General features: G+C 54.8%; 30 protein-coding genes and 1 other annotated feature. Of the genes, 9 read left to right on the top strand and 21 right to left on the bottom strand.

What is annotated here, in order from left to right; translation table 11 throughout:
- Positions 1 to 22: 22 nt before the first annotated feature.
- From selO to thrS, 14 genes are all read right to left on the bottom strand, one after another.
- Positions 23 to 1,465: a protein adenylyltransferase SelO gene (gene selO / locus EnteroDNA1_RS01285; RefSeq protein WP_069302684.1), complete on the bottom strand. Its 1,443-nt coding sequence runs from the start codon at positions 1,463 to 1,465 to the stop codon at positions 23 to 25.
- Between the two features lie 61 nt (positions 1,466 to 1,526).
- Positions 1,527 to 2,243, bottom strand: coding sequence for an EAL domain-containing protein (locus tag EnteroDNA1_RS01280; protein ID WP_032657851.1), 717 nt, complete (start codon positions 2,241 to 2,243; stop codon positions 1,527 to 1,529).
- A 294-nt stretch (positions 2,244 to 2,537) separates the two neighbouring features.
- A complete protein-coding gene (locus EnteroDNA1_RS01275; RefSeq protein WP_069302683.1) occupies positions 2,538 to 3,002 on the bottom strand; it encodes an NlpC/P60 family protein in 465 nt (154 codons plus the stop codon).
- A gap of 74 nt (positions 3,003 to 3,076) precedes the next feature.
- Positions 3,077 to 3,832 carry a vitamin B12 ABC transporter ATP-binding protein BtuD gene (gene btuD, locus EnteroDNA1_RS01270; RefSeq protein ID WP_069302682.1) on the bottom strand — a complete coding sequence of 252 codons (756 nt, stop codon included), beginning with the start codon at positions 3,830 to 3,832 and terminating at the stop codon, positions 3,077 to 3,079.
- Complete coding sequence (locus tag EnteroDNA1_RS01265) at positions 3,832 to 4,383, bottom strand: glutathione peroxidase (protein WP_033145278.1); 552 nt, start codon at positions 4,381 to 4,383, stop codon at positions 3,832 to 3,834. Before EnteroDNA1_RS01265 ends, btuD begins: the two co-directional genes overlap by 1 nt.
- Positions 4,384 to 4,417: 34 nt before the next feature.
- Positions 4,418 to 5,398 (bottom strand): vitamin B12 ABC transporter permease BtuC, encoded by a 981-nt coding sequence (btuC, locus tag EnteroDNA1_RS01260; RefSeq protein WP_069302681.1) that lies wholly within the window; start codon positions 5,396 to 5,398, stop codon positions 4,418 to 4,420.
- A gap of 103 nt (positions 5,399 to 5,501) precedes the next feature.
- Positions 5,502 to 5,801 (bottom strand): integration host factor subunit alpha, encoded by a 300-nt coding sequence (gene ihfA / locus EnteroDNA1_RS01255; protein WP_003857805.1) that lies wholly within the window; start codon positions 5,799 to 5,801, stop codon positions 5,502 to 5,504.
- A gap of 4 nt (positions 5,802 to 5,805) precedes the next feature.
- Positions 5,806 to 8,193 carry a phenylalanine--tRNA ligase subunit beta gene (pheT, locus tag EnteroDNA1_RS01250; RefSeq protein ID WP_058840787.1) on the bottom strand — a complete coding sequence of 796 codons (2,388 nt, stop codon included), beginning with the start codon at positions 8,191 to 8,193 and terminating at the stop codon, positions 5,806 to 5,808.
- A 15-nt stretch (positions 8,194 to 8,208) separates the two neighbouring features.
- Positions 8,209 to 9,192, bottom strand: coding sequence for a phenylalanine--tRNA ligase subunit alpha (gene pheS, locus EnteroDNA1_RS01245; RefSeq protein ID WP_069302680.1), 984 nt, complete (start codon positions 9,190 to 9,192; stop codon positions 8,209 to 8,211).
- 62 nt (positions 9,193 to 9,254) lie between these two features.
- Positions 9,255 to 9,379: a sequence feature (Phe leader region), on the bottom strand.
- Positions 9,330 to 9,374, bottom strand: coding sequence for a pheST operon leader peptide PheM (pheM, locus tag EnteroDNA1_RS22265; RefSeq protein ID WP_001386830.1), 45 nt, complete (start codon positions 9,372 to 9,374; stop codon positions 9,330 to 9,332). It overlaps the preceding feature by 45 nt.
- 117 nt (positions 9,380 to 9,496) lie before the next feature.
- Positions 9,497 to 9,853: a 50S ribosomal protein L20 gene (gene rplT, locus EnteroDNA1_RS01240; RefSeq protein ID WP_000124850.1), complete on the bottom strand. Its 357-nt coding sequence runs from the start codon at positions 9,851 to 9,853 to the stop codon at positions 9,497 to 9,499.
- Positions 9,854 to 9,903: 50 nt separating this feature from the next.
- A complete protein-coding gene (gene rpmI, locus EnteroDNA1_RS01235; RefSeq protein WP_003030583.1) occupies positions 9,904 to 10,101 on the bottom strand; it encodes a 50S ribosomal protein L35 in 198 nt (65 codons plus the stop codon).
- Positions 10,102 to 10,198: 97 nt separating this feature from the next.
- The gene (gene infC, locus EnteroDNA1_RS01230; protein ID WP_014069901.1) at positions 10,199 to 10,741 is read right to left on the bottom strand and encodes a translation initiation factor IF-3; all 543 of its coding nucleotides are present in this window, start codon (positions 10,739 to 10,741) and stop codon (positions 10,199 to 10,201) included.
- Between the two features lie 3 nt (positions 10,742 to 10,744).
- Positions 10,745 to 12,673 carry a threonine--tRNA ligase gene (gene thrS / locus EnteroDNA1_RS01225; RefSeq protein WP_008500657.1) on the bottom strand — a complete coding sequence of 643 codons (1,929 nt, stop codon included), beginning with the start codon at positions 12,671 to 12,673 and terminating at the stop codon, positions 10,745 to 10,747.
- 142 nt (positions 12,674 to 12,815) lie between these two features.
- Between thrS and yncL the strand changes: the two genes are divergently transcribed.
- Complete coding sequence (yncL, locus tag EnteroDNA1_RS22635; protein ID WP_083239539.1) at positions 12,816 to 13,088, top strand: stress response membrane protein YncL; 273 nt, start codon at positions 12,816 to 12,818, stop codon at positions 13,086 to 13,088.
- A 98-nt stretch (positions 13,089 to 13,186) separates the two neighbouring features.
- Positions 13,187 to 13,294 carry a small membrane protein YniD gene (gene yniD, locus EnteroDNA1_RS22255; RefSeq protein WP_008500658.1) on the top strand — a complete coding sequence of 36 codons (108 nt, stop codon included), beginning with the start codon at positions 13,187 to 13,189 and terminating at the stop codon, positions 13,292 to 13,294.
- A gap of 80 nt (positions 13,295 to 13,374) precedes the next feature.
- Here yniD and EnteroDNA1_RS01215 read toward each other — a convergent pair whose 3' ends face one another.
- Positions 13,375 to 14,133 carry a DUF481 domain-containing protein gene (locus EnteroDNA1_RS01215; RefSeq protein ID WP_069302678.1) on the bottom strand — a complete coding sequence of 253 codons (759 nt, stop codon included), beginning with the start codon at positions 14,131 to 14,133 and terminating at the stop codon, positions 13,375 to 13,377.
- A gap of 295 nt (positions 14,134 to 14,428) precedes the next feature.
- Here EnteroDNA1_RS01215 and pfkB point away from each other — a divergent pair, with 295 nt between their 5' ends.
- The 3 genes from pfkB (at position 14,429) to EnteroDNA1_RS01200 (ending at position 16,724) form a co-directional block, all read left to right on the top strand.
- Positions 14,429 to 15,361, top strand: a complete 933-nt coding sequence (gene pfkB, locus EnteroDNA1_RS01210; protein WP_069302677.1) for a 6-phosphofructokinase II — start codon at positions 14,429 to 14,431, stop codon at positions 15,359 to 15,361.
- A gap of 106 nt (positions 15,362 to 15,467) precedes the next feature.
- Positions 15,468 to 15,758, top strand: a complete 291-nt coding sequence (ghoS, locus tag EnteroDNA1_RS01205) for a type V toxin-antitoxin system endoribonuclease antitoxin GhoS (RefSeq protein WP_033145271.1) — start codon at positions 15,468 to 15,470, stop codon at positions 15,756 to 15,758.
- Between the two features lie 105 nt (positions 15,759 to 15,863).
- Positions 15,864 to 16,724, top strand: a complete 861-nt coding sequence (locus EnteroDNA1_RS01200; protein ID WP_029740438.1) for a fructosamine kinase family protein — start codon at positions 15,864 to 15,866, stop codon at positions 16,722 to 16,724.
- Positions 16,725 to 16,760: 36 nt separating this feature from the next.
- Here EnteroDNA1_RS01200 and EnteroDNA1_RS01195 read toward each other — a convergent pair whose 3' ends face one another.
- On the bottom strand, positions 16,761 to 17,297 hold the full coding sequence (locus EnteroDNA1_RS01195) for a YniB family protein (protein WP_023311291.1): 537 nt from the start codon (positions 17,295 to 17,297) through the stop codon (positions 16,761 to 16,763).
- Positions 17,298 to 17,445: 148 nt separating this feature from the next.
- Here EnteroDNA1_RS01195 and hxpB point away from each other — a divergent pair, with 148 nt between their 5' ends.
- The 3 genes from hxpB (at position 17,446) to tcyP (ending at position 20,328) form a co-directional block, all read left to right on the top strand.
- Positions 17,446 to 18,117, top strand: a complete 672-nt coding sequence (hxpB, locus tag EnteroDNA1_RS01190) for a hexitol phosphatase HxpB (protein ID WP_069302676.1) — start codon at positions 17,446 to 17,448, stop codon at positions 18,115 to 18,117.
- A gap of 101 nt (positions 18,118 to 18,218) precedes the next feature.
- A complete protein-coding gene (locus tag EnteroDNA1_RS01185) occupies positions 18,219 to 18,809 on the top strand; it encodes a metal-dependent hydrolase (RefSeq protein ID WP_014883483.1) in 591 nt (196 codons plus the stop codon).
- Positions 18,810 to 18,936: 127 nt separating this feature from the next.
- Positions 18,937 to 20,328, top strand: a complete 1,392-nt coding sequence (gene tcyP / locus EnteroDNA1_RS01180) for a cystine/sulfocysteine:cation symporter (RefSeq protein WP_008500667.1) — start codon at positions 18,937 to 18,939, stop codon at positions 20,326 to 20,328.
- Between the two features lie 48 nt (positions 20,329 to 20,376).
- On the opposite strand, the gene cedA is transcribed toward tcyP, so the two are convergent.
- Complete coding sequence (gene cedA / locus EnteroDNA1_RS01175; protein ID WP_008500668.1) at positions 20,377 to 20,616, bottom strand: cell division activator CedA; 240 nt, start codon at positions 20,614 to 20,616, stop codon at positions 20,377 to 20,379.
- Between the two features lie 203 nt (positions 20,617 to 20,819).
- Between cedA and katE the strand changes: the two genes are divergently transcribed.
- Positions 20,820 to 23,069 carry a catalase HPII gene (gene katE, locus EnteroDNA1_RS01170; RefSeq protein ID WP_069302675.1) on the top strand — a complete coding sequence of 750 codons (2,250 nt, stop codon included), beginning with the start codon at positions 20,820 to 20,822 and terminating at the stop codon, positions 23,067 to 23,069.
- A gap of 129 nt (positions 23,070 to 23,198) precedes the next feature.
- Here katE and chbG read toward each other — a convergent pair whose 3' ends face one another.
- The 4 genes from chbG to chbA form a co-directional block, all read right to left on the bottom strand.
- A complete protein-coding gene (gene chbG, locus EnteroDNA1_RS01165) occupies positions 23,199 to 23,948 on the bottom strand; it encodes a chitin disaccharide deacetylase (RefSeq protein WP_069302674.1) in 750 nt (249 codons plus the stop codon).
- Between the two features lie 11 nt (positions 23,949 to 23,959).
- On the bottom strand, positions 23,960 to 25,315 hold the full coding sequence (locus EnteroDNA1_RS01160) for a 6-phospho-beta-glucosidase (protein ID WP_069302673.1): 1,356 nt from the start codon (positions 25,313 to 25,315) through the stop codon (positions 23,960 to 23,962).
- 109 nt (positions 25,316 to 25,424) lie between these two features.
- A complete protein-coding gene (gene chbR, locus EnteroDNA1_RS01155) occupies positions 25,425 to 26,243 on the bottom strand; it encodes a transcriptional regulator ChbR (RefSeq protein WP_033145266.1) in 819 nt (272 codons plus the stop codon).
- A gap of 29 nt (positions 26,244 to 26,272) precedes the next feature.
- Entirely contained in the window at positions 26,273 to 26,620 is a 348-nt protein-coding gene (gene chbA / locus EnteroDNA1_RS01150) for a PTS N,N'-diacetylchitobiose transporter subunit IIA (protein ID WP_023311284.1), read from the bottom strand.
- Positions 26,621 to 26,638 lie beyond the last annotated feature (18 nt).

The raw sequence follows: 26,638 nt of genomic DNA, 5'->3' as shown, positions 1-26,638 counted from the left end.
ACGCCGCCACCCGGCAAAATCGCTAGCTTGAACAGCTGACCTCCAGCCGCTTGCCCCAGTCAGGCGGGCGGCTGACGTAGTCATCATCCCGGTCGGCAAACGGCGTGCGCAACGCCAGATGCAGGCGGTGTAGCTCGTCATACTCCCCCTGATCTGCCTGCTCAATCGCCCGCTGCGCCAGCCAGTTGCGCAACACCATCGCGGGATTTGTCGCGTTCATCTGCGTCTGGCGGGTAGTGTCGTCCACCTGCTCCTGCTGCAGCCGCGCGCGGTAAGTGGCAAACCAGTCGTCAAACGCCTGTCTGTCAATAAACTCGTCGCGCAGCGGCGAGGCCGCACTGTGCTGCTCCGTCTGGCCCAGCATCCGGAAGGTACGGGTATAATCGCTGCCCTCGCGCGCCATGAGGGCAAACAGACCGTTGAGGATGTCGTTATCGCCCCTCTCCTGCGTCATCAGCCCCAGCTTGTTGCGCATCAGCGAGCCGTATTCTCGCAGCAATATGTCCTGATAGCTGTCGAGCGCATCATTGAGGGCATCTACGTCGATGAACGGCGACAGGGTTTGCGCAAGCCGCTGCAGGTTCCACAGGCCAACCGCGGGCTGATTATCAAAGCTGTAACGTCCCTGATAGTCGGAGTGGTTGCAGATATAGCCAGGCTGATAATCGTCCAGGAAACCAAACGGACCGTAATCAAAGGTCAGCCCGAGGATCGACATGTTGTCCGTATTCATGACGCCATGCGCAAAGCCCACCGTTTGCCAGCGGGCAATCAGGCTTGCGGTACGGGCAACCACATCCCTGAACCAGAGAACGTATTTATCCGCCTCGTCCTGCAAATGCGCCCAGTGGTGACGAATGGCAAAGTCAGCCAGCTGGCGAACTTTCTCCGGCTCGCGGCGATAGTAAAAGTGCTCGAAATGACCAAAGCGCAAATGGCTTTGCGCAATACGCATCAGCATTGCCCCTTTTTCCACCGTTTCGCGCGCTACCGTCGTATCGCTGGTGACAATCGACAGCGCGCGCGTAGTGGGAATCCCCAGGGCGTGCATCGCTTCGGACGCCAGGCACTCGCGAATCGTTGAACGCAGCACCGCGCGCCCGTCGCCCATTCGCGAATAGGGAGTAAGACCCGCCCCTTTCAGGTGCCAGTCAACCGTCTCCCCGTTGGGAAGCCGTTGTTCGCCGAGCAGGATCCCCCTGCCGTCGCCAAGCTGTCCCGCCCAGACGCCAAACTGATGTCCGCTATAGACCTGAGCCAGAGGTTGCATCCCGGCGAGAAGCGTTTCCCCGCCCCAGACGCCTGCGCCTTCTGAAGGCTGAAACAGCTCAGGCGGAATGGCCAGCTCTTCTGCCAGCAAATCGTTATGCCAGATAAGGCGTGAATTTTGTAACGGTGTTGGTTTGAGTGCGGTGTAAAAGCCAGGCAACTCGTCATGCCAGTGAGCAGTAAAAGACAGGGTCATAAGTCCTCCTGCTTTTAGTGTAGAGGGTTTACCCGGACTTAAACACGGGCGAAAGCAAGGGTTATCGCTGCTGAACCAGCGATGTAACGTGCTCCGCAGAGACGGCTGGCCAGAGTGCGCCCTGCATGGCGCCAAAATTGAAGGACAAAACGCGTTGCAACAGGCCGTGGTCGTCAATGCCCGAGACGATCACTGACTGACAGTGCGGTGTGATTTGCCAGAGGATGGCGCGCATAAAGGGCTCAAAAGAGAGCTCCGGGGCACGCTGCTGAATGAAGCCTTTGTCGAGAATAACCCGTTTAAATAATCCATCATAGACCGCTTTGAGCGATGCGGCACCTGCGCCAAAGTTTGCCAGGACCAACGGGAAATGGATTGCCATTCTCGCCAGCTGCAGATCGTCCTTTCCGTTATTTAAACCTGGATAATTCTCATTAACAGTAAACTCAAGAAACGGGTAACGCTCAAGGATTGAAACAGCGTTTCCATTACTTAATAAAAATTCAACTATTGCAGGTGTAATATTGATCCATGCAATTAACTGATGCTGAATAAAAAACAGTTTACAGGTATCAAGCAATTGCAATTTTTCGTTAAACAGCACTAACTCTTCAGCTGCTGAAAGCCGAGGGATAACGAGCTCAGTGGGGATCCGCACATCGCTGCCGACGCCAGTAAAGTTAACCAGAACCTCTAAACCTTTAAGCTCCCCTGCACTATTACGAGCAGGCAGAAGCAGCAGTTCAGACTGGTAAGCATTATCTAGCGTAATAATCATTGCACTCGCTCCGCATTAAAGATGAGAGAGGACATCCTGGAGCAATTGCCGACACAATTCCACTGTCTTGATTTTAATAAGATTAATTTCATTAGTTCCGTATTTATTTTCAGATTTATCCCTGAATCTAAAATAATTTTATCCTGGTTGCCGAATAATAGCCAGTTTTAGATAAAACAGACACATGCAGGATTCGCTAATTTTAGATAAATTTAACTTTAAGCATCTTATTTGAGAAAAAACGGCATGATTTATTAGAGACCATGCCGTCATAAGAGAAGTGTCTGACAAAGACTATATACGTCGTGCCTGCCAGAAATTTTTACGCCAGTAAACATTATCAAGAGAAGAGCGCATCACCCCGCGGCTTGTCGAGGCGTGAATGAACTGATTGTCTGTATCATATATGCCCACATGAAGACCGCTTTCACCCGATCCGGTTTTGAAGAAAACTAGGTCCCCGGGGAGAAGATCGCTTTTATCAATTTCAGTGCCAATTTCGGCCTGCTTGCGCGTTTCGCGCGGAAGCTGTAAATCAAACTTGTCGCGGAACGTCATCAGAACGAAGCCGGAACAATCTACGCCGCCGCGGCTCATTCCGCCGTAGCGATAAGGCGTGCCGCGCCAGTTGCTCAGCTGATCGTTGAGGCTGGCAATGACGGTGATCGAATCTGAAAGCCGTGGGTTAGGCGGCGGCGCACGATGGCTACTGCATCCCGCAAGAAAAAGTGCGGCCATCAGGAGAAACCAGAATCGCATTTTCAGACGAATCCTCTGCTTTTTTTGTTCTTTTCGTAATTTAGCGTGCAATTGTGCTAAGAGGCAAGAAACGGTTACGTCTGCCCGGTAGAAATCAGCATCTTATGTCCCTCAATATCCAGCCTGCGGAACGACATGTTGTACGCGCGGGCAAGATGGGGAGGCGTAAGAACCCGATCCCGCGCGCCGCTGGCGATCATCTTTCCCTGCGACAGCAGCCACACCCGGTGGGCATGACGCAGGGTGTGATTGAGGTCATGACTGCTCATCACCACGCCGATACCTTTTCGGCTCAGGGCGCTTAACAGCGTATCCAGTGCCGCCTGCTGCGCCACGTCCAGACCGCTCATGGGTTCATCGAGGAGCAGCATTCTCCCGTGAGGATTACCTGCCGGGTGGATCTGAAGAATGACGGCCGCCAGGCGCACCCGCTGCCACTCTCCGCCGGAAAGCTGGCTGGCGTGCCGGGACAGTTTATCTTCCAGCCCCAGGGCCGCGGCAACGTCCGTCAGCAGTGCCGTCTGTTGTTTGTCGTGCAAATGCAGCATCAGATAGTGCCAGACCGGCATCGCAAAGGGCGGCACCTGCTGCTGCACGAGGTAACTGCGCCGGTGCGCCAGCGAGACCGGTGACCAGTCGGCGAGCGTATGCTCCAGCAGCGTTATCTGCCCTTCTCCGACGGTCATGCCTGCCATCCTTGCCAGCAGCGTGCTCTTCCCTGCACCGTTTGGCCCGACAAGATGCAGGATTTCTCCCGCATTGATGGTACCGGTTATCGGCTCCAGACGTCCCCGCTCGGCAACGTCCGTGAGCTGCATCAGCAACGACATTATTTCGCCAGCGCCAGCTTGATCGATTCCATGACGATCGGATCCTCAGGGGTCATATCCGGCGAAAAACGCTGAACGACCTGGCCGTCGCGGCCAATCAGGAATTTTTCAAAATTCCACAGGATATCGTCCGGGTAAAGCGGCGCGCGGCCTTTGCTGGCCATGCGTTCATAAAAACCGCTTCCTTCCGGCGCAACGGCCTTCGGCGCGGCAGCGATCAGCTTCGCATACAGAGGATGGCGGTCTTCGCCGTTGACATCGATTTTGCTGAACATCGGGAACGTCACGCCATAGGTGGTGCTGCAGAAGGTTTTAATCTCCTCTTCGCTGCCCGGCTCCTGGCCCAGGAACTGGTTGCACGGGAAGCCCAGCACGGTGAAACCGTCTTTCTCCCAGGCCTTCTGAATGTTCTCCAGCTGTTCGTACTGCGGCGTCAGGCCACATTTGGATGCCACGTTGACGATAAGCAGCACGTTGCATTTGTAGCCTTCCAGCGTGGTGTTATCGCCATCAATGGTGGTCACTTCAGTATTCAGGATGTCTGACTGCATAGCATTCCCTCAGGTTGTCTTACGGCTTGTTGAATTAACGTCCAGCTTTTAATAGTAGCCAGATAAATACCGGCGCGCCCAGCGTGGCGGTCACCACGCCAATCGGCAGCTCTGCGGCCGTCAGGGCAAGCCGGGCGATGATATCAGCCACCAGCAGCGTGACGGCCCCGGCAACCGCCGAGGCCGGAAGCAGGGTCCGATGGTCCGTGAGGCCACACAGACGCAGCATATGCGGAATAACCAGCCCGATAAAACCGATCGCGCCCGCCAGAGCCACGCTGACGCCGACCAGCCAGCCAATGACGATCACCAGCACATTACGCCAGAACCCAATCGGCATGCCGAGCTGGCGGGCAGAGGTTTCACCCAGCGCGAGCATATTCAGCGGCTGCGCCTGCAGGGCCGCCCAGACGATGACCGGTACCAGCAGCGCCATCAGCCAGCCCTGGTGCCAGTCAACGCCGCCAAAACCGCCCATCATCCAGTACATCAGCTGACGCAAGTCAAAGGATGTTGAGAAGTAGACCGCCCAGGTCATCAGCGCGCTGCAGATGATCCCCAGCGCCACGCCGGCAAGCAGCAGACGGCTGGTCGATAAGTGCCGTCTGGCGAAACGAAGAAGGATCGCGGTGATTAGCAGCGCGCCGAGGATAGCGCTCAGGCTAATACTCCATCCGGAGAGTTCTCCTCCGCCGAACATTACCGCCGCAATCAGGCCTACGCCTGCGCCGTTTGACACGCCGAGCAGCCCGGGCTCCGCCAGAGGGTTATCAAACAACGCCTGCATTATGGTGCCGCACAGCGCCAGCGCGGCGCCGACCAGAACCACCGCGACGGTGCGCGGCAGGCGAATTTGCCAGACGAAGAGCTGTCCGTCCGGCCCCCACCAGCTTTCAGGCCCGATCCATCTGTCGCCCGCGCAGAGGCTCACGCCTGCGGCGACAATGAGCATCAGCACCAGCAAAAGCAGGTGACGCCGATCGGAACGGTGCTGGTGATGGGCATAATCAAGCATGGGTACGGTTTTAGTAGCGAGAGATGTAATTGATTTTACGGCGGGTTTGCCGGAGAGCGCAAAGAAAAAAGGCCGCGTGGGCGGCCTTTTTAGTTAGTTCATATTACTCTGCTTTGGGCGTTGCGTTTTCGACACGGCTTTTCAACTTCTGGCCGGGTCTGAAGGTCACCACGCGGCGGGCTGTAATGGGAATATCTTCCCCCGTCTTCGGGTTGCGGCCCGGACGTTGGTTTTTGTCTCGCAAATCAAAATTGCCAAAACCGGAGAGTTTTACCTGCTCACCATTTTCCAGAGCACGACGGATCTCTTCGAAAAACAGCTCTACCAGCTCTTTGGCATCCCGTTTGCTAAGCCCAAGCTTATCAAACAGATATTCTGACATTTCAGCTTTTGTAAGCGCCATAGGTTCAATCCCTCAATGATGCCTGGAATCGCTCTTTTAATGCCTCTACACATTTGGCGACGGTAGCGGCAATCTCCTCTTCTTCGAGTGTACGGCTGGTATCCTGAAGGATAAGGCTAATAGCGAGGCTCTTGAAACCTTCTGCTACGCCCTTGCCGCGGTACACGTCAAATAAGTTTACGCCAACTACCTGATTTACGCCAACTTTCTTACATTCGGCCAAAATATCTGCTGCAGGCACATTTTCCGCGACCACAACCGCGATATCACGGCGGTTTGCCGGGAAGCGGGAGACGTCCTGAGCCTGAGGAATAACACGGTCAGCCACCGGGTTCCATTCCAGCTCGAACACGATGGTACGGCCGTTCAGGTCCAGCTTACGCTCCAGCTCAGGGTGAACAACCCCAATAAAACCAACGCGTTTGCCGTCTAAATAGATAGCTGCGCTCTGGCCCGGATGCAGAGCCGGGATAGCTTCTGCGCGGAATTCAATTTCAGATAATTTACCGGTCAGATCCAGAATCGCTTCCAGATCGCCCTTCATATCGTAGAAATCAACCGTGCCTTTTGCCAGGTCCCAGTGCTCTTCATAGCGGTTGCCGCTGATGGCGCCAGCCAGCATGAGATCCTGACGGATGCCTAAATTTGCCTGATTATCCGGTACAAAGCGCAAACCGCTTTCGAAAATTCGCACGCGGTTTTGCTGGCGATTCTGGTTATAAACGACAGTGCCCAGCAGGCCCGTCCACAGAGACAGACGCATCGCGGACATTTCGCTGGAAATTGGGCTTGGCAGGATCAGCGCCTCCTGACCCGGGTGGATCAGCTGCTGCAGCTTTGGATCAACGAAGCTGTAGGTGATCACTTCCTGGTAGCCTTTGTCGTTCAGCATGGTTTTCACGCGCTTCAGGGACAGGTCGGCTTCGCGGTGGGTGCCCATCACCAGACCTGCCTGGACAGGCTCGTCAGGGATGTTGTTGTAGCCGTAAACGCGGGCCACTTCTTCCACCAGATCTTCTTCAATTTCCATGTCGAAACGCCATGATGGCGCAACGGCTTTCCATTCGTCCTGGCCTTCGGTTACTTCACAGCCCAGACGTTTCAGGATGTCGGTTACCTGCGCATCGGCAACGTGGTGACCAATCAGGCGATCCAGCTTGCTGCGGCGCAGGGTGATGGTCGCACGCTTCGGCAGCGTCGCTTCGTTGGTGACGTCGATAACCGGGCCCGCTTCACCGCCGCAGATGTCGATCAGCAGGCGGGTCGCACGTTCCATCGCTTTGTACTGCAGCGCCGGGTCAACGCCGCGCTCGTAGCGGTGAGAGGCATCGGTATGCAGGCCGTGACGGCGTGCGCGACCGGTGATGGAGAGCGGGCTGAAGAACGCGCATTCCAGCAGGACGTTTTGCGTCTCGTCGTTGACGCCTGAGTGCTCGCCACCGAAGATACCGCCCATTGCCAGCGCTTTGCTGTGGTCAGCAATCACCAGGGTGTCGGCGTTCAGTTTAGCTTCGCTGCCGTCCAGCAGAACCAGGGTTTCGCCCTCTTTCGCCATGCGCACAACGATGCCGCCGTCGATACGGTCTTTATCGAACGCGTGCATTGGCTGGCCCAGCTCCAGCAGAACGTAGTTGGTCACGTCAACCACGGCGTCGATAGAGCGGATACCGCAGCGGCGCAGCTTCTCTTTCATCCACAGCGGAGTTGGCGCTTTCACGTTGATGCCTTTCACCACACGGCCGAGGTAGCGCGGGCAAGCATCCGCAGCGTCAACCTGAATAGGCAGCACGTCACTGATGGTCGCTTCAACCGGCGCAATGTCCGGCGCGTTCAGCTCAGTCTGGTTCAGCACGGCCACGTCGCGCGCCACGCCGATGATACCTAAGCAGTCGGCACGGTTTGGCGTGACGCTGATTTCGATAGTGTTGTCATCAAGCTTCAGGTATTCACGGATATCGGTGCCGATTGGCGCATCCAGCGGCAGCTCGATAATGCCGTTGTGATCGTCGGAAATACCCAGCTCGGAGAAGGAGCACAGCATGCCTTCAGACGGCTCACCGCGCAGCTTAGCCGCTTTAATTTTGAAATCACCCGGCAGCACCGCACCGACGGTCGCCACGGCCACCTTCAGGCCCTGACGGCAGTTTGGCGCACCGCAGACGATATCCAGCAGACGGTCACCGCCCACGTTTACTTTTGTTACGCGCAGTTTGTCAGCGTTGGGGTGCTGGCCGCACTCGACCACTTCGCCGACAACCACGCCGCTGAAGGCACCGGAAACCGGCTCAACGCCGTCCACTTCCAGACCCGCCATGGTGATCTGGTTAGAAAGCGCGTCGCTGTCCAGCGTGGTGTTTACCCACTCGCGTAACCACAGTTCACTGAATTTCATTGTTCTGTCCTGCCCTTATTTAAACTGTTTGAGGAAACGCAGATCGTTTTCGAAGAATGCACGTAAGTCGGTCACGCCGTAACGCAGCATAGTCAGACGCTCCATGCCCATGCCGAAGGCAAAGCCGGAGTAAACTTCCGGATCGATACCCACGTTGCGCAGCACGTTTGGATGCACCATGCCGCAGCCCAGCACTTCCAGCCATTTGCCGTTTTTACCCATCACGTCAACTTCCGCAGACGGTTCGGTGAACGGGAAGTAGGACGGACGGAAACGAACCTGCAGATCTTCCTCAAAGAAGTTGTTCAGGAAATCGTGCAGCGTGCCCTTCAGGTTGGTGAAGCTGATGTTTTTATCAACAATCAGACCTTCCATCTGGTGGAACATTGGGGTGTGGGTCTGATCGTAGTCGTTACGATAGACGCGGCCCGGCGCGATAATGCGGATTGGCGGCGCCTGATCCTTCATGGTACGGATCTGAACGCCGGAGGTCTGAGTACGCAGCAGACGCGTAGCGTCGAACCAGAAAGTGTCGTGGTCAGCGCGTGCCGGATGATGGCCAGGAATGTTCAGGGCGTCGAAGTTGTGGTAATCATCTTCGATTTCCGGGCCAGTCGCCACGGTAAAGCCGAGCTCACCGAAGAAACTTTCAATGCGATCGATGGTGCGGGTAACCGGGTGCAGACCACCGTTTTCGATGCGGCGACCCGGCAGAGAAACGTCGATCGTCTCTGCGGCCAGACGCGCATTCAGCACCGCGCTTTCCAGCTCGGCTTTGCGCGCGTTCATCGCCTGTTGTACCTGCTCTTTGGCTTCGTTAATCACCGCACCCGCTGCCGGGCGTTCTTCTGGCGGCAGCTCACGCAGGGTTGTCATCTGAAGGGTCAGGTGCCCTTTCTTCCCAAGATATTCGACGCGGACATTGTCTAACGCGGCAACATCTGAGGCCTGATTAATGGCGGCTGTTGCACTGGCAACCAGCTCTGCGAGATGTGACATGATTTTCCTCATTATGTCGGTGCAGACACCGATTTGGTGGAGTTATTCTCTCAAATTCAGGCACAAAAAAAGCCTCCATCGGGAGGCTTATCTGGCGCTGTTTTTCGTTTCATCTTTCACGCGCTAGCCTCCTGAAATCAGGTGCTAAAGTAAAAGAAGAAGCGGAAAATAGCAGCATTCATGCTTGCGTTACCTTGTCTGGTAAAAACCGTTAAGACCTTATTGAAAAGCCTGGACGGATAAATGTCAATCTTCTGATGGTGTTAAATGAAAAGAGGGAGCAAAGCCCCCTCTCTCAACTGGCTTATGCCAGTGCTGCTTTCGCTTTTTCGACCAGAGCGGTGAACGCTACTTTGTCGAATACTGCGATGTCAGCCAGGATCTTACGGTCGATTTCAACAGAGGCTTTTTTCAGGCCGTTGATGAATTTGCTGTAAGAAATACCGTTCTGACGTGCTGCTGCGTTGATACGCGCAATCCACAGTTGACGGAACTGACGCTTACGCTGACGACGGTCACGGTAAGCGTACTGACCTGCTTTGATAACAGCCTGGAAGGCAACGCGGTATACGCGTGAACGCGCACCGTAGTAGCCTTTAGCTTGTTTCAAAATTTTCTTGTGACGTGCACGTGCAATTACACCACGTTTTACGCGAGCCATATGTGCTCTCCTGTATCTATATTCTTAGTAAAAAATTAAACGTTAACGGCTTATGCGTACGGCAGGCACGCGATAACCAGACCCAGATCGCCTTTAGAAACGAGGCCTTTTGGACGCAGGTGACGTTTACGCTTAGTAGATTTTTTGGTCAGAATATGACGCAGGTTTGCGTGCTTACGCTTAAATCCACCACCACCGGTTTTTTTGAAGCGCTTAGCAGCACCGCGTACGGTCTTAATTTTTGGCATCTTAATAACTTCCACTTCGCATTGTTAAATAAACGAAACATAGGCGAACAAAACCTATGAAACCCGAAGGCTCCACAGATTTTGCTGCTTGAAGGCCTTACTGTTTCTTCTTAGGAGCGAGCACCATGATCATCTGGCGGCCTTCGATCTTCGTAGGGAAGGATTCGACTACTGCCAGTTCACTCAGATCGTCACGGACGCGGTTAAGCACTTCCATACCAATCTGTTGGTGGGCCATCTCACGACCGCGGAAACGCAGTGTGATCTTGGCCTTATCGCCATCTTCCAGAAAGCGAATCAGGCTGCGGAGTTTTACCTGATAATCGCCATCGTCGGTACCAGGACGGAATTTGATTTCCTTAACCTGGATAACTTTTTGCTTCTTCTTCTGTTCCTTAGAAGACTTACTCTTTTCATAAAGGAACTTGCCGTAGTCCATGATACGACAAACTGGCGGTTCGGCGTTAGGGCTGATTTCAACTAAATCTACTCCAGCTTCTTCAGCTTTTTCGATCGCTTCTCTCAGACTCACAATCCCCAGTGGTTCACCTTCAAGATCTGTTAAGCGAACTTCCTGGGCGCGAATCTCGCCATTGATACGATTCGGACGTGCCGTTTGAACTCGTTTTCCGCCTTTAATACCTTATTCCTCCAGTTGTTGAAGACTGCGGCTGCGAATCTCTTGTTGCAGCTTCTCAATCACTTCACTTACGTCCAGGCTGCCCAGGTCTTTACCACGGCGGGTGCGAACGGCAACTTTGCCTGCTTCCACCTCTTTATCACCACAGACCAACATATACGGGACACGACGTAAAGTGTGCTCGCGGATTTTAAAGCCAATCTTCTCATTTCTCAAGTCTGCTTTTACGCGAATGCCCGCATTTTGTAGTTTCTGCGTCAATTCTTTAACGTAATCCGCCTGAGAATCGGTAATGTTCATCACCACGACCTGCACTGGCGCAAGCCAGGTTGGGAAGAAGCCGGCGAACTCTTCGGTCAGGATGCCGATGAAGCGCTCCAGAGAACCGAGAATTGCACGGTGAATCATTACCGGTACCTGACGCTCGTTGTCTTCGCCAACATAAGAGGCGCTTAAACGCTGCGGCAGGGAGAAGTCCAGCTGTACAGTACCGCACTGCCATGCGCGATCGAGGCAGTCATACAGGGTAAATTCAATTTTCGGACCGTAGAATGCGCCCTCGCCCAGCTGGTATTCGAACGGAATGCCGTTCTCTTCCAGCGCCACGGCGAGATCCGCTTCTGCGCGATCCCATGTCTCATCGCTGCCGATACGTTTTTCCGGACGCGTTGAGAGTTTGACCACGATCTTCTCGAAGCCAAAGGTGCTGTACATATCGTAGACCATACGAATACAGGCGTTAACTTCGTCACGGACCTGATCTTCAGTACAGAAGATATGCGCATCATCCTGAGTAAAGCCACGAACGCGCATCAGACCGTGCAGCGCACCTGATGGCTCGTTACGGTGGCAGCTACCGAACTCAGCCATACGCAGCGGCAGGTCGCGGTAGGATTTCAGACCCTGGTTGAAGATCTGAACGTGGCCCGGGCAGTTCATTGGCTTGATGCAGTATTCACGGTTCTCTGACGAGGTGGTGAACATCGCATCTTTGTAGTTGTCCCAGTGGCCGGTTTTTTCCCACAGCACACGGTCCATCATGAACGGGCCTTTCACTTCCTGATACTGGTACTCTTTCAGCTTGGAGCGTACGAAAGTTTCCAGTTCACGGAAGATGGTCCAGCCGTCGTTATGCCAGAACACCATGCCCGGCGCTTCTTCCTGCATGTGGTACAGGTCAAGCTGCTTACCGATTTTACGGTGGTCACGCTTCGCCGCCTCTTCCAGGCGCAGCAGGTACGCGTTCAGGGCTTTTTTATCGGCCCACGCGGTACCATAGATACGCTGCAACATCTTGTTGTTGCTGTCGCCACGCCAGTAGGCGCCTGCGATCTTCATCAGCTTAAAGTGATGACAGAAGCGCATGTTCGGCACGTGCGGTCCACGGCACATGTCGACGTATTCTTCGTGATGGTACAAGCCAGGCTTGTCATCATGCGAAATGTTTTCGTCAAGAATAGAGACCTTGTAGCTCTCGCCGCGCTTCACGAAGGTTTCACGCGCTTCGTGCCAGCTGACTTTCTTCTTGATGACGTCATAGTTCGTTTCGGCGAGCTCGTGCATACGTTTTTCGAGCGCGTCGATATCTTCCTGAGTCAGGGTGTGGTCAAGGTCAACGTCGTAGTAGAAACCATTGTCGATAACCGGACCGATCGCCATTTTGGTGTTTGGCCACAGCTGTTTGATGGCATGGCCTAACAGGTGCGCGCAGGAGTGACGAATGATCTCCAGACCTTCTTCGTCTTTCGCGGTGATGATTGCAAGCGTCGCATCGTTTTCGATCAGATCGGAAGCATCCACCAGCTCACCGTTAACGCGGCCAGCGATAGTCGCTTTCGCGAGGCCAGGACCAATGTCCAAGGCAACATCCATTGGGCTAACAGCACGGTCGAAATGGCGTTGGCTGCCATCAGGAAGAGTAATTACAGGCATTTTATATCCTTATTTGCAGTGATGCCCCACACATAAGAGCATATACAAAGAAAATAATCGTGATTTGACAATAGATTACGAAACCATCTGACCAACAATCGTCAAATTGGTTCGTCATCATTCACCAGCCGAATTCAGATTAATGCGGATTTACGGCAAGCGACGTAATGTTAACACTAACGGCAAGGAGATTGCACCCTCTGCGGCCAGATTGATGGGCTGGCACTTTCGCACGAATTTGCAGGTTGCTTCTCCCCTGCGCTCGCATTTCAAAGATGCTGGGCTACTCTTGAACAGGTCTTTAAACCCAAAGGTGCATACCATGAACGTATCCAGTAGAACGGTTGTGATATTGAACATCCTTTCCGCCACAGGTTTATTGTTAATTCTCGCCGAACGATTCCACTGGTTCTGAGCCGAACCCTGCGCTGGCATAACCCAATCGATCCTGAGAAGGGGCATATTTCGGCCCTGTTTGGTAGACTGGGGATATCAACCAACAAGGATTAGGTTATGCCAACTAAACGATTTGCCGTAAAACACTGGAAAATGGTGCTGGTGCTGATTGCCATCTGCGGCGCAATGCTGCTACTCCGATGGGCGGCAATGATTTGGGGCTAGGGGCGAAGACAAGTCATCAGAAGGGACGTCAAAAGACCGCAGACAATAAACGGGCCGACATCGTCATCGGCCCGCTTTTATTACATTCTATAACCCAGTGAAACCGTGGTTCTGCGGTCGGTATGATCCGGTGCAGATTCTGGTGGTGAAGAGTTCCAGGTCACGTTGTAGGCGACTTTCAGGCCAAAGTGTTCGTTGATAGACACGTTCAGCGCCGTCTCAGAGTTCAGCGTCGTATCGTCGGCACCAAATACAGAAACACCCTGGGTAAATTTGGTGTTGTCAGTCATCTGCCAGGCATAGGTACCGGAAGCGTAACCGAGCGGTTGGGTTTTGGTATCGCCATTGGTGTACTCGTCATAACGCACACCCGGACCGAATTCAAAACGGAAGCTGTGTACCGGACCGTTCAGGAACTGGCGACCATAACCGGCGGTGAATACATCGCGCTGGCGATAACCGTTGTACCGGTCGGTTAACCAGCTTGCCTGACCAAACAGGTAGTCATAGTCGGTCATGTTGTAACGGCTACGTCCGCCTACCGCATACTTCTCGGAAGAACGTTCGTCGTTAGCGGAAGTGTTGCTGGCATTACCCCACAGAGACCAGGCGGTGGTATTACCGTACCAGGTGAGCGTACTGTCCGCCGTCAGAGAAGAGCTTTTCGTGTTACCGGATTGTGCCAGGTATCCGGCGTTCAGGTTACCTTCAAACGGTTTTTTCGCGGTGGAAGGATCGTCCATGACAGTAAAAACGGTATCATCAGCGGTCGCGTTCATAGCCGCAAACACGCCACCCGCCAGCATCAGTGCAGCGGGCACTGTCTTTAAAAGCTTCATTTTATTAAGGAGTCCGTACAACAAAAAAAGAGACCACACGGTCCCGGAATCTTTCTTGAGGATCAATGACAAGGCGTCCAGAGAAAGGTAACAAATTATAAAAAGCCGCAAATAACATAGCAATGTTTTCTTATTTCATTTTTTGAATAAGAACGATCTCAAAAAGCGTTTTATTTTATATATCCCCCGCCTCACTTTTCGTCAGTATTCATATTTAAAATCATACTGTTATTTACATTGCCTTCCTGACAAATGGTGCCAGGCTAATAAGAACCCATGCTAAAAGGAGGTAATGATGGTTTCTATTTATACTCTGACGCTCTCCCCTTCCCTGGATTCCGCCACCCTGACGCCGCAGATTTACCCGGAAGGTAAATTGCGCTGCAGCGCCCCGGTCTTTGAGCCCGGCGGCGGCGGGATCAACGTGGCGCGCGCCATTACACACCTCGGCGGCAAAGCCACGGCCATTTTCCCCGCAGGCGGTGCCACCGGTGAACACCTGGTCTCTCTGCTGGCCGATGAACAGGTGGCCGTAGACACCGTCGAGGCGAAAGACTGGACGCGGCAAAACCTGCATGTCCACGTAGAATCCAGCGGCGAGCAGTACCGTTTTGTCATGCCGGGCGCGAAACTCAGCGATGACGAGTTTCGTCAGCTTGAAGAGAAAGTGCTGACAATAGAAAGCGGCGCGCTGCTGGTGATAAGCGGCAGCCTGCCGCCCGGCGTAAGCACGGAAAAATTAACGGCGCTGATTCAGGCCGCGCAGCAGCGCGGTATCCGCTGCATAGTCGACAGCAGCGGCGAAGCCCTGCAGGCGGCCCTGGTGCCGGGCAATCTGGAGCTGGTCAAACCCAACCAGAAAGAGTTAAGCGCGCTGGTCAACCGCGAACTGACGCAGCCTGATGATGTGCGCACCGCCGCGCAGGAGCTGGTGCGCAGCGGCAAAGCGCGGCGCGTAGTCGTCTCCCTTGGCCCTCAGGGGGCGCTGGCAGTCGATGAATCGTCGTCCGTTCAGGTTGTCCCACCGCCGATGAAGAGCCAGAGCACGGTTGGCGCGGGCGATAGCATGGTGGGTGCGATGACGCTAAAACTGGCGCAGGGCGCGTCTCTGCTCGAGATGACACGCTACGGCGTGGCGGCGGGTAGTGCCGCAACCATCAACCAGGGCACGCGTCTCTGTTCGCTCGCCGATACGCAAAAAATCGTCGATTACCTGTCCCGAAATTAACCCCTGTTCCCCTTCGTCGTTACGGAGGGGAATGTCGTCTCTGAGTCGCCAAACGCAAACTATCGACTATGCTAAGAAAACTTCCATGATAACAATGAGGTGAATAATGAGCAGTGGTGACATCACACGCTACGTCGTGACCATCAACCTTCATGAAGCATCGCTGACCGAGCTGAATGAGCTCAACAATGCTTTCACCCGGGCTAATTTTCTCCTCACGCTGACGGATGACGAGGGCAACATTCATGATTTAGGCACCCTGACATTTGGTCTGATTGGCGCCCTGAGCCAGGAAGAGGTTCATGCGCTGGCCGCCAGTCTGGTGGAGAGCGTGACCGACAAGCCTGCCGAAATTGACGTGGATACCTGGGAAAGCTGGCGGAAAAAAGAACAATAAGTGCGCTGTATGAATTTAAACCGCTCAGGTGTGCGTTAGTTCGTATTTTTTTACCGCAGTTATGCGCTAACTTTATGATCTGGCAGACAACATGGGAGAGACAACATGTGGCAGGCTATCAGTCATCTTTTACGTGAGCAGCTGGGTGAAGGTGAAATTGAACTGCGTAACGAACTGCCAGGCGGTGAGATCCACGCCGCGTGGCATTTACGCTACGCAGGGCGCGATCTCTTCGTTAAATGCGATGAGCGAGAGCTGCTTCCAATATTTACCGCCGAAGCCGACCAGCTGGAGCTGTTGTCCCGCAGTAAAACGGTCACGGTCCCGCAGGTTCTGGCCGTGGGGAGCGACCGCGACTACAGCTTCCTGGTAATGGAATATCTCCCCGCCCGCCCGCTGGATGCCCATAATGCGTTCATCCTTGGCCAACAGTTAGCGCGCCTGCATCAATGGAGCGACCAGCCGCAGTTTGGTCTCGACTTTGACAACGATCTCTCCACCACGCCACAGCCCAATGCCTGGCAGCGTCGCTGGTCGACATTTTTTGCCGAGCAGCGCATTGGCTGGCAGCTTGAGCTGGCCGCCGAGAAAGGGCTGGAATTTGGCAATATTGACGCCATCGTCGAGCATGTTCAACAGCGTCTGGCATCCCACCAGCCTCAGGCGTCTCTGCTTCACGGCGATTTGTGGTCCAATAACTGCGCGCTGGGTCCCAACGGCCCGTACATCTTTGACCCGGCCTGCTACTGGGGTGACAGAGAGTGCGATCTTGCCATGCTGCCGCTTCATCCTGAGCAGCCGCCGCAAATATACGACGGATACCAGTCTGTTTCCCCTCTCCCGCCCGGTTTCCTCGACCGCCAGCCGGTGTATCAGCTTTATACGCTGATGAACCGGGCCATTCTTTTTGGCGGAGAACACCTTGTTAACGCGCAGCGGGCACTCGAGCGTATGCTTGCCGCCTGAGAAGATAACGGGTGGCCTTGCCGCCACCCTTATCGCTTACAGAAAACCGAGCAGTGAGAAGAAGAAGTATCCCGCCACAATGATAATCACGGGAAGGATATAGAGCGGGAAAATTTGCAGGAAAATGGTGTGACGCGGCACAACAATGCGGGATTCAATCTGCTCCCGACTCATTCCTTCCGGGCCTTTGGCCTGCTCCAGAATCAACTGATCCTCAACGCCTTCGCGTAAAAAGCGCGTCTGGCGACTCATTCTCGCGCCAGAGGCCTGTAATGCCAGCGCGACAAAGATCAGGGCATATATCACCCAAAAGCCGATATTCAGCTGTTGATGAAAATCCGGGGTGGGTGAGTTAAACCAGAAGACATTCAAAAATGGCGTATTAAAACGCATCATCTCAATCATGACATGAGCGAAATCAAGCATTACCGCATTGATACCCGGCTGTTTTTCGCTGTGGTCGTACATAAATTTGAGTACAGAAATCAGCGTAGAAATGACGGCAGGAATAAAAATCACCCAGCCAGCAATACGTTTTAAGACCGCAATGCGTCCAGCTTGTTGATACGTCATCAGTTCCTCTTCATAAAGACGCGTTATTTGTGCCTAAGTCTACCTGCTGGTCATCAATTTCGCCCGCTCTTTAAAAGCAATATGCTAAATTGCAGAGTGTGCTTAGCACGTATCGTCTGTCGAACACCCTGGATAAGGAGACGTTGTGATGTCGACACCGCGCCAAATTCTTGCCGCAATTTTTGACATGGATGGATTACTGATCGATTCCGAACCGCTGTGGGATCGCGCCGAACTGGATGTGATGGCCAGCCTGGGCGTGGATATCAGCCGCCGTAATGAACTTCCCGATACGCTGGGCCTGCGCATCGATATGGTGGTTGACCTGTGGTTTGCCCAACAGCCGTGGGTAGGTCCCAATCGCGATGAGGTGACCGCACGCATTATCAGCCGCGCCATTTCTCTGGTGGAAGAGAACCGGCCGCTGCTGCCCGGCGTACGTGAGGCCGTCGCGCTGTGTAAAGCCCAGGGGCTGAAGGTTGGCCTGGCCTCGGCCTCACCGCTGCATATGCTGGAAAAAGTGCTCACGATGTTTGAACTGCGCGACAGTTTCGACGCGCTGGCGTCCGCTGAAAAATTGCCTTACAGCAAGCCGCACCCGCAGGTCTATCTGGACTGCGCCGTAAAGCTGGGCCTGGATCCCCTCAACTGCGTTGCGCTGGAAGATTCCGTTAACGGTATGGTGGCGTCGAAGGCTGCACGGATGCGCTCCATTGTGGTGCCCGCTGAAGAAGGCCGTCACGACCCCCGGTTTGCCCTCGCCGACGTGAAGCTTAACTCGCTGGCAGAACTCACGGCGCATCATCTGCAGGGCGGTTAACGCCCTTCTCCGGTTTGTGACAAACAGTTACACCGTCACCTCTTCCGCCTACTGTATAAAAACCCTATACTGTATGAATTGACAGTTTTGTGGGTTTTATCATGACGGCGGAAGGCCACCTGCTTTTTTCTATTGCGTGCGCAGTATTTGCCAAAAACGCTGAACTCACCCCCGTGCTGGCACAGGGGGACTGGTGGCATATTGTCCCTTCCGCCGTATTGACCTGTCTGCTGCCCGACATTGACCACCCCAAGTCCTTCCTCGGACAACGCCTGAAGTGGGTGTCGAAACCCATCGCCCGCGCGTTCGGCCATCGGGGGTTTACGCACAGCTTGCTGGCCGTGTTTGGCCTGCTGACGCTTTTCTATTTGAAGGTGCCCGAAAGCTGGATAGTCCCCGCCGATGCCATCCAGGGGATGGTGCTGGGCTATTTAAGCCATATTCTCGCCGATATGCTGACGCCTGCGGGCGTGCCGCTGCTTTGGCCCTGCCGCTGGCGCTTCCGTTTTCCGATCCTCGCCCCGCAGAAAGGGAACCAGCTTGAGCGCGTATTGTGCATGGCGCTATTTGCTTACGCCGTCTGGATGCCGCAAACCTTGCCCGAAAACAGTGCAGTTCGCTGGTCATCCCAGATGATTAATTCGCTGCAATTTCAGTTCAATCGCTTTATTCATCACCAGATTGAACAGTAAACCAACAAAATTATCCTATTTGTCATAACCCATTCCATTTGGATATAAGCGCTACATCACACTTCTGCTAACCTTCCGCCAACAGGATCGGTAAAAACCGACCCAATAATAAATCAGGAGAACGGGGATGAATTTTCCACTCATCGCGAACGTCGTTGTGTTCGTTGTATTGCTATTGCTTCTCGCGCAGGCGCGCCACAAACAGTGGAGCCTGGCGAAAAAAGTGCTGGTTGGTCTGGCCATGGGTGTCGTATTTGGTCTGGCATTACAGGCAATTTATGGCTCCGATAATCCAGTTCTGAAAGATTCTATTCAGTGGTTCAACATCGTCGGTAACGGCTATGTTCAGCTGCTGCAGATGATCGTTATGCCGCTGGTGTTCGCCTCTATTCTGAGCGCCGTTGCCCGCCTGCATAACGCCACTCAGCTGGGAAAAATCAGCTTCCTGACCATTGGTACGCTGCTGTTCACCACGCTGATTGCCGCGCTGGTGGGTGTGCTGGTCACCAACCTGTTTGGCCTGACCGCAGAAGGTCTGGTTCAGGGTACCGCTGAAACGGCGCGTCTTACCGCGATTCAAACCAACTACGTTGGTAAAGTGGCTGACCTGACCGTGCCGCAGATGGTGCTCTCCTTCATTCCGAAGAACCCGTTTGCTGACCTGACCGGTGCGAGCCCAACCTCGATCATCAGCGTGGTTATTTTCGCCGCGTTCCTGGGCGTAGCGGCGCTGAAGCTGCTGAAAGACGACGCGCCTAAAGGCGAACGCGTGCTGACCGCGATTGATACCCTGCAAAGCTGGGTGATGAAGCTGGTGCGTCTGGTGATGCAGCTGACGCCTTACGGCGTGCTGGCGCTGATGACCAAAGTGGTTGCCGGCTCTAATCTGCAGGACATCATCAAGCTGGGCAGCTTCGTTGTCGCCTCATATCTGGGCCTGGGCATTATGTTCGTGGTGCACGGCATCCTGCTGGGCGTGAACGGCGTCAGCCCGCTGAAATACTTCCGTAAAGTCTGGCCGGTGCTGACCTTTGCCTTCACCAGCCGTTCCAGCGCCGCGTCTATTCCGCTGAATGTTGAAGCGCAAACCCGTCGTCTGGGCGTGCCTGAATCCATCGCCAGCTTCTCTGCCTCCTTTGGTGCCACCATTGGTCAGAACGGCTGTGCGGGTCTGTACCCGGCGATGCTGGCGGTGATGGTTGCCCCTACCGTTGGGATTAACCCGCTGGATCCGGTCTGGATCGCCACGCTGGTCGGGATTGTTACCGTCAGCTCCGCAGGCGTTGCGGGGGTTGGCGGTGGCGCAACCTTCGCCGCGCTGATTGTGCTGCCTGCGCTGGGTCTGCCCGTGACGCTGGTCGCGCTGCTGATCTCCGTTGAACCGCTGATCGACATGGGCCGTACCGCGCTGAACGTGAGCGGCTCCATGACCGCCGGTACGCTGACCAGCCAGTGGCTGAAGCAGACCGACAAAGCGATTCTGGAAAGTGAAGACGACGCCGAGCTGGCGCACCGTTAATCACTTTAGAAATAAAAAAACCGCCTGATGGCGGTTTTTTTATGGCTGTTATTCTTCAACCTCTTCATCCTGGCGGATCTGCATCGCCCACCGTTGCGCTGACTCCGGCACGGTAAACGTGGGCGAGCGGCGGAAATGTTCGCCGATCAGCACAAAGGCCACGTATTTTCCCCGCAGCTGCCAGACATCGCGAAAACCCTCCACTTTCAGGGCATGGTCAGGCGGCGCGGGCTCAACGCGGGGCACATAGCTAATAACCTGGCGGTTTTGTTGACGAAGAGGTTTCATAAGCGACTGGTTCACTAAAGCAAATTCTTGAAGCAGGAAAATTCTATGATAGCCGATCCTGCTGCCTTCCGTCGCGCCCCGAGTGGGCGAGAAGGCTCCTTTCGTCAATGACGGCATGTGAAAACTCTTAGTTCGCGAGCCATCTCGCGACATTGTTCTATCCTTAATAGGGTTTTTAGCAATGGATAAAGGAGAAGCGTGCAATGTCGAACAAAGATAAAACACATCAATCACCGATTCATGGCACTGAGGAATCTCAACCGGGTATGGACTCTCTCGCCCCTGCTGACGGCTCTCACTGCCCCTCCCCTGGCCCTTCCGCACCGGGCGAACAGCCTACCGCACCGGGAAGCATGAAATCACCGGAGACGGGAAACGAGAAGCTGAAATCGCTTGAGCCGCACCGCAAAGGCGGCGAAGGTTTTGCGCTGACCACCAATCAGGGCGTGCGCATTGCTGACGATCAGAACTCCCTTCGCGCAGGCGCGCGCGGGCCAACCCTGCTGGAAGACTTTATCCTGCGGGAAAAAATCACCCATTTCGACCATGAGCGCATTCCGGAACGCATCGTTCACGCGCGCGGTTCCGCTGCGCACGGCTACTTCCAGCCATACAAGAGCCTGAAAGCGATCACCAAAGCGGACTTCCTCTCCGACCCGGACAAAATCACTCCGGTATTTGTGCGCTTCTCCACCGTACAGGGCGGCGCCGGTTCGGCAGATACGGTTCGGGATATCCGCGGCTTTGCCACCAAGTTTTATACCGAAGAGGGTATTTTCGATCTGGTGGGCAATAACACCCCGGTGTTCTTCATTCAGGACGCGCATAAATTTCCTGACTTTGTCCATGCGGTAAAACCGGAGCCCCACTGGGCCATACCGCAGGGACAAAGTGCGCACGACACCTTCTGGGACTATGTCTCCCTGCAGCCTGAAACCTTACACAACGTGATGTGGGCGATGTCAGACCGCGGCATTCCGCGCAGCTATCGCACCATGGAAGGCTTTGGCATCCATACCTTCCGTCTGATCAACGCCGAGGGTAAAGCCACGTTCGTCCGTTTCCACTGGAAGCCGGTGGCGGGTAAAGCCTCCCTGGTGTGGGATGAGGCGCAGAAGCTGACCGGTCGCGATCCGGATTTCCATCGCCGCGAGCTGTGGGAGTCCATCGAAGCGGGCGACTTCCCGGAGTACGAGCTGGGCCTGCAGCTCATACCGGAAGAGGACGAATTTAAGTTTGATTTCGATCTTCTTGACCCGACGAAGCTGATCCCGGAAGAGCTGGTGCCGGTTCAGCTGGTGGGTAAAATGGTGCTCAACCGTAACCCGGATAACTTCTTTGCCGAGAACGAACAGGTCGCGTTCCACCCTGGGCATATCGTACCGGGGCTGGATTTCACCAACGATCCGCTCCTGCAGGGACGTTTGTTCTCGTATACCGATACGCAGATCAGCCGTCTTGGCGGACCGAACTTCCACGAAATTCCAATTAACCGCCCAACCTGCCCGTACCACAACTTCCAGCGCGACGGGATGCACCGTCAGGATATTGATACCAACCCGGCTAACTATGAGCCGAACTCCATCAACGATAACTGGCCGCGCGAAACCCCTCCCGGGCCGAAACGCGGTGGATTCGAATCGTACCAGGAGCGTATCGACGGCAACAAAATTCGCGAGCGCAGCCCGTCGTTCGGCGAATATTACGCCCACCCTCGCCTGTTCTGGAACAGCCAGACGCCGATTGAGCAGCAGCACATTATCGGCGGCTTCAGCTTTGAGCTGAGCAAAGTGGTGCGTACCTACATCCGCGAGCGGGTGGTCGATCAGCTGGCGCGCATTGATATTCAACTCGCCCAGAGCGTTGCGGATAACCTGGGCATTACGCTGACCGACGAGCAGCGCAACCTTGCCCCGCCGAAAGAGGTTAACGGCGTGAAGAAAGATCCGTCGCTGAGCCTGTATGCCGTGCCGGGTGGCTCGATTAAAGGCCGCGTGGTCGCCATCCTGCTGAACGATAAAACCCGCGCCAGCGACGTGCTGGGGATTATGCAGGCGCTGAAGACCCAGGGCGTGCATGCGAAACTGCTTTATTCCCGCATGGGGGAAGTGACCGCCGATGACGGCTCCGTGCTGCCGGTGGCGGCGACCTTTGCCGGGGCGCCATCGCTGACCGTCGATGCGGTGATTGTGCCGTGCGGAGACATTGACAGCCTGCTGAACAACGGTGACGCCGTGTATTATCTGCTGGAAGCCTATAAGCACCTGAAACCGATCGCGCTGTCCGGCGACGCGCGACGGTTTAAGGCGCACCTGAAGGTGGCCGATCAGGGTGAGGACGGCATTGTCGAGGGCGACAACGTTGACGATGCCTTTATGACGAAGCTGTTTGATTTGCTCGCCGCGCACCGCGTCTGGTCGCGCAGCAGTAAGATTGACCAAATCCCGGCGTAAAAAATACCCTCACCCCGGCCCTCTCCCTGAAAGGGAGAGGGTGAAATGCAGACCTGTGTTCGCATTACAGACCGCACGGCCCAGTCCCCTCTCCCTTTTGGGGAGAGGGTTAGGGTGAGGGGGAATTTCTCACAAATCCCCGAACGTTCCCAACCGATACCCACGCTCGGCAATCGCATACTTCAGCGACGCCGACGTCAGCACGTCCAGCTCCGCCAGGCGCGGCCAGCAGTAGGCGCTTTTCCGCACGGTATTATCGACAAAAGCAGGATGCGCCATCACCTCTACGGACTTTTCACCGCGAGCGGCGGACTCATCCAGCACCTTCAGGAACAGCGCTTCGTCGATCTCGTCGCCGTAAAATGCGCTGCTGAACCCCTCTGTGGTGGTCACGTCGCAGTCGGGCACGCCGCGCGCCTCCCGATCCACGCGCATCGCCACGCCTTTGCGCTGCGCAAACTCCGCGACAATCGGGAAAATCGCCGGGATCATATGCACGTGGTGATGGCTGTCGATATGCGTCGGCGCCGTACCAAACACATCAATAAAGCGGTTGAACTGACGCTCCAGCTCTCCGGCAATCTCTTCGAGCGGCAGAGCGCCCTGCTCCGCCAGTTCCCAAATCCATTTACCCAGCAGGCCGTCGCGCGTCAGGCCCGGCATCGGTGAAAGCGGCATCCCGAGCGTCAGCACAAAATGCATGCCGACGCCCAGATCCGGCACCTCGCGGCTCAACTGCGCCGCGTGTTCAACCGCCTCACCATTCACCAGTGCCGTGGTCGAGGTCACAACACCCCGGCGACAGGCTTCAATAATGCCGTAGTTCTGACCTTTCGAGAGGCCAAAATCATCAGCATTAACGATCAGCAGGTTTTCCATTGTGCGTCCTCTCAGTGGTGTTTGAACTTGAGCTTCTCGATCGTGGCGGCAAAGTTCGGCAACCATTTTTCATGCGCCAGGATCATTTCGCTGGCCAGCTGCTCCGCATCACGGTCGGAATGCACCAGCGGGCTGAGGTTCAGCGCCAGAAGCACGTCATTGAGCTCGCCGCTCAGCGCCGCGTTGCTTGCCGCCACTTCAAAGCCTTTGATGGTGTGGATCAGGCCCATAACCTTATCATCGAAGTGGGTGATGCGTGGATGCGGTTTAGCGCCATCGCGTCCCAGGATGCAGGTCATCTCGACCGCCCAGTCCGCCGGGATATTGTCGATATGGCCGTGGTGCGGCACGTTGACATAGTGCTCCGCCTGCTTGTCGTTGTAGATGGCATTAATCACCTCGCACGCCGCATCGGAGTAGTAGGCCCCGCCGCGCTGCTCCAGCTCTTTCGGTTTGACGTTCAGGTTCGGATCTTTATACAAATCGAACAGCTGCTTCTCGACTTTCTGAACGATCTGCGCGCGCGCGCCGCCCTTATAGTACTCGCCCATTTCGATGGCCAGCATCTCTTTCTGCTTGAAGTAGTAAAGCAGGTACGAGCACGGCAGCAGGTTCAGCGAGCGGATCAGCCCTTCGCTGAACGGCAGGTCAAAGATGTTTTTCACCGATGCCGCCGTCAGGCGACCGGAAGCCACGCCGTCGAGCAGTTCGGCAAAGCGCGATTTACCGTTCACGATCACGTCTTTAATGAACACCATGTGGTTCAGGCCGAACAGGTCGATGGAGAGATCGTCGCTGTCGGTCAGCGCCAGCACGTCGCGGATAAACATCTTCATGCCGATCGGAATATTACAGACGCCGATAAAGCGTTTGAAACCGGTATGACGATAGACCGCCTCGGTCACCATCCCGGCCGGATTGGTGAAGTTAATCACCCACGCGTTCGGGCAGATCTCCTGTACGTCTTTGACGATGTCGAAAATCACCGGGATGGTACGCAGGCCTTTGAACAGGCCGCCCGCGCCGTTGGTCTCCTGCCCGAGATAGCCGTGGCTCAGCGGAATACGCTCGTCCAGTTCGCGCGCCTTCAGCTGGCCAACGCGCAGCTGGGTGGTCACGAAATCCGCATCTTTCAGCGCCAGACGACGGTCCAGGGTTTTATGCACGGTCAGAGGCACGCCCGCTTTCTCCACCATGCGCTTGCACAGGTCGAAAATAATATTCAGCTTTTCCTGACCTTCCTCAACGTCTACCAGCCATAATTCGCTGACCGGTAATTCATGATAACGTTTCAGGAAACCTTCAAGTAATTCCGGGGTATAGCTGCTGCCGCCACCAATAGTTACGACTTTTAATTTCTTCTGCATAATATCTCCCTTAGCGTATCAGGTTAATCGCCTGCAAGGTATAGCGTACTCTTCCCGCCATTTGGGCAAGCCATTAAAGCAATATTTGTGGCGGGTAATCCGCCGAAAGTTAATTAATTACCGTTAAATTCTTCCGGTAACTGTTCGGTGTGAATGAAGTCAATTTCTTAAAGGTCTTAATAAACAGGCTGGGACTGCTGTATCCTGACTCGTACGCAATATCGGTGACAGAGTAGTTGGTAATTTCCAGCTGTTTCCTGGCAAAATTAATGCGGATTTCATTAATAATTTGCACGGGTGTTTTACGATAATAGCGCTGCGTCGCGCGGGTCAGATATTCCTGTGATTTTCCCGACAGTGACACCATATTTTCCAGCGCATTTTCGCTGAACTGGCCTTTATCGTGCATCAGCTCAACGGTGCTGCGCAGCCACTGTGGAATATCATCCGTCACCTGCTGCTCCTCACGATGATGGCGCAGCCGGTTCATCACGTAGAAGGTCACCGTTTCAATAAACTCATCAAATTCATTGTCGCGGAAGTTAAGCGAGGCGATAACCGTTTCAATCCAGGTCATGAACTCGTTTTTGACCCGATAGACCTGGGAGGCCACAAAGCAGAACGGCACCAGCGGCAGATAGTGCTTCTCAAAGAAGCGTCTGCTGACGCCCACATTCAGAATACGGGTGGCACCAAATTCGTAAAAGCTCTGGTGATAAGACCCCATTGGCAGGAAGACAAAATCCCCTCGCTCAAGCAGGACGCGCTTACCGTTGATCTCCTGGTAGTAGCGGCCGGTCAGAACAATCGTGAACTCGTAGTAGTCATGCTGGTGCAGACCGCTGGCGCTCTCCGTCTTGTTGTAGATAACCACGTGAAAATTTTTGCCGTTAAACAGCTGCTGTTCAAGTGCGGTTTTAATTTCCATCGTGCTGACCTCCTGCTGCGAAATCCGACTCAGTGCATTTTCTCGTGAAGCTCGATGAGCTCCGCCACCAGCTCACGCGCCAGCATCGAGGTCATCAGGTGATCCTGCGCGTGGACCAGCACCAGGCTGACCTTCATCTTCCCTTCGCCCTGATCGCCTTCAATCAGCTTTGTCTGCACCAGGTGCGCTTCGTTCAGCGCCGTGCGGGACTGGTCCATCATGGTTTTCGCGGCGGCGAAATCTCCCTGCTTGGCCTGCTTCAGTGCGGCATAGGCCAGGCTGCGGGCCTGTCCGGAGTTGATGATAAGCCCCATCACCACTTCTTCGAGATCGTTCTCGACGGCTTCGTCTGCGACAATACTATCCAAATCTAACATGTTTAAGCTCCTTGTGGC

Origin of the sequence: Enterobacter sp. HK169 (assembly GCF_001719105.1) — a bacterium.
Classification (GTDB): domain Bacteria; phylum Pseudomonadota; class Gammaproteobacteria; order Enterobacterales; family Enterobacteriaceae; genus Enterobacter; species Enterobacter asburiae_B.
Note: the sequence above shows the minus strand (reverse complement) of the source record. Positions and strands in the feature narration are given on the sequence as shown.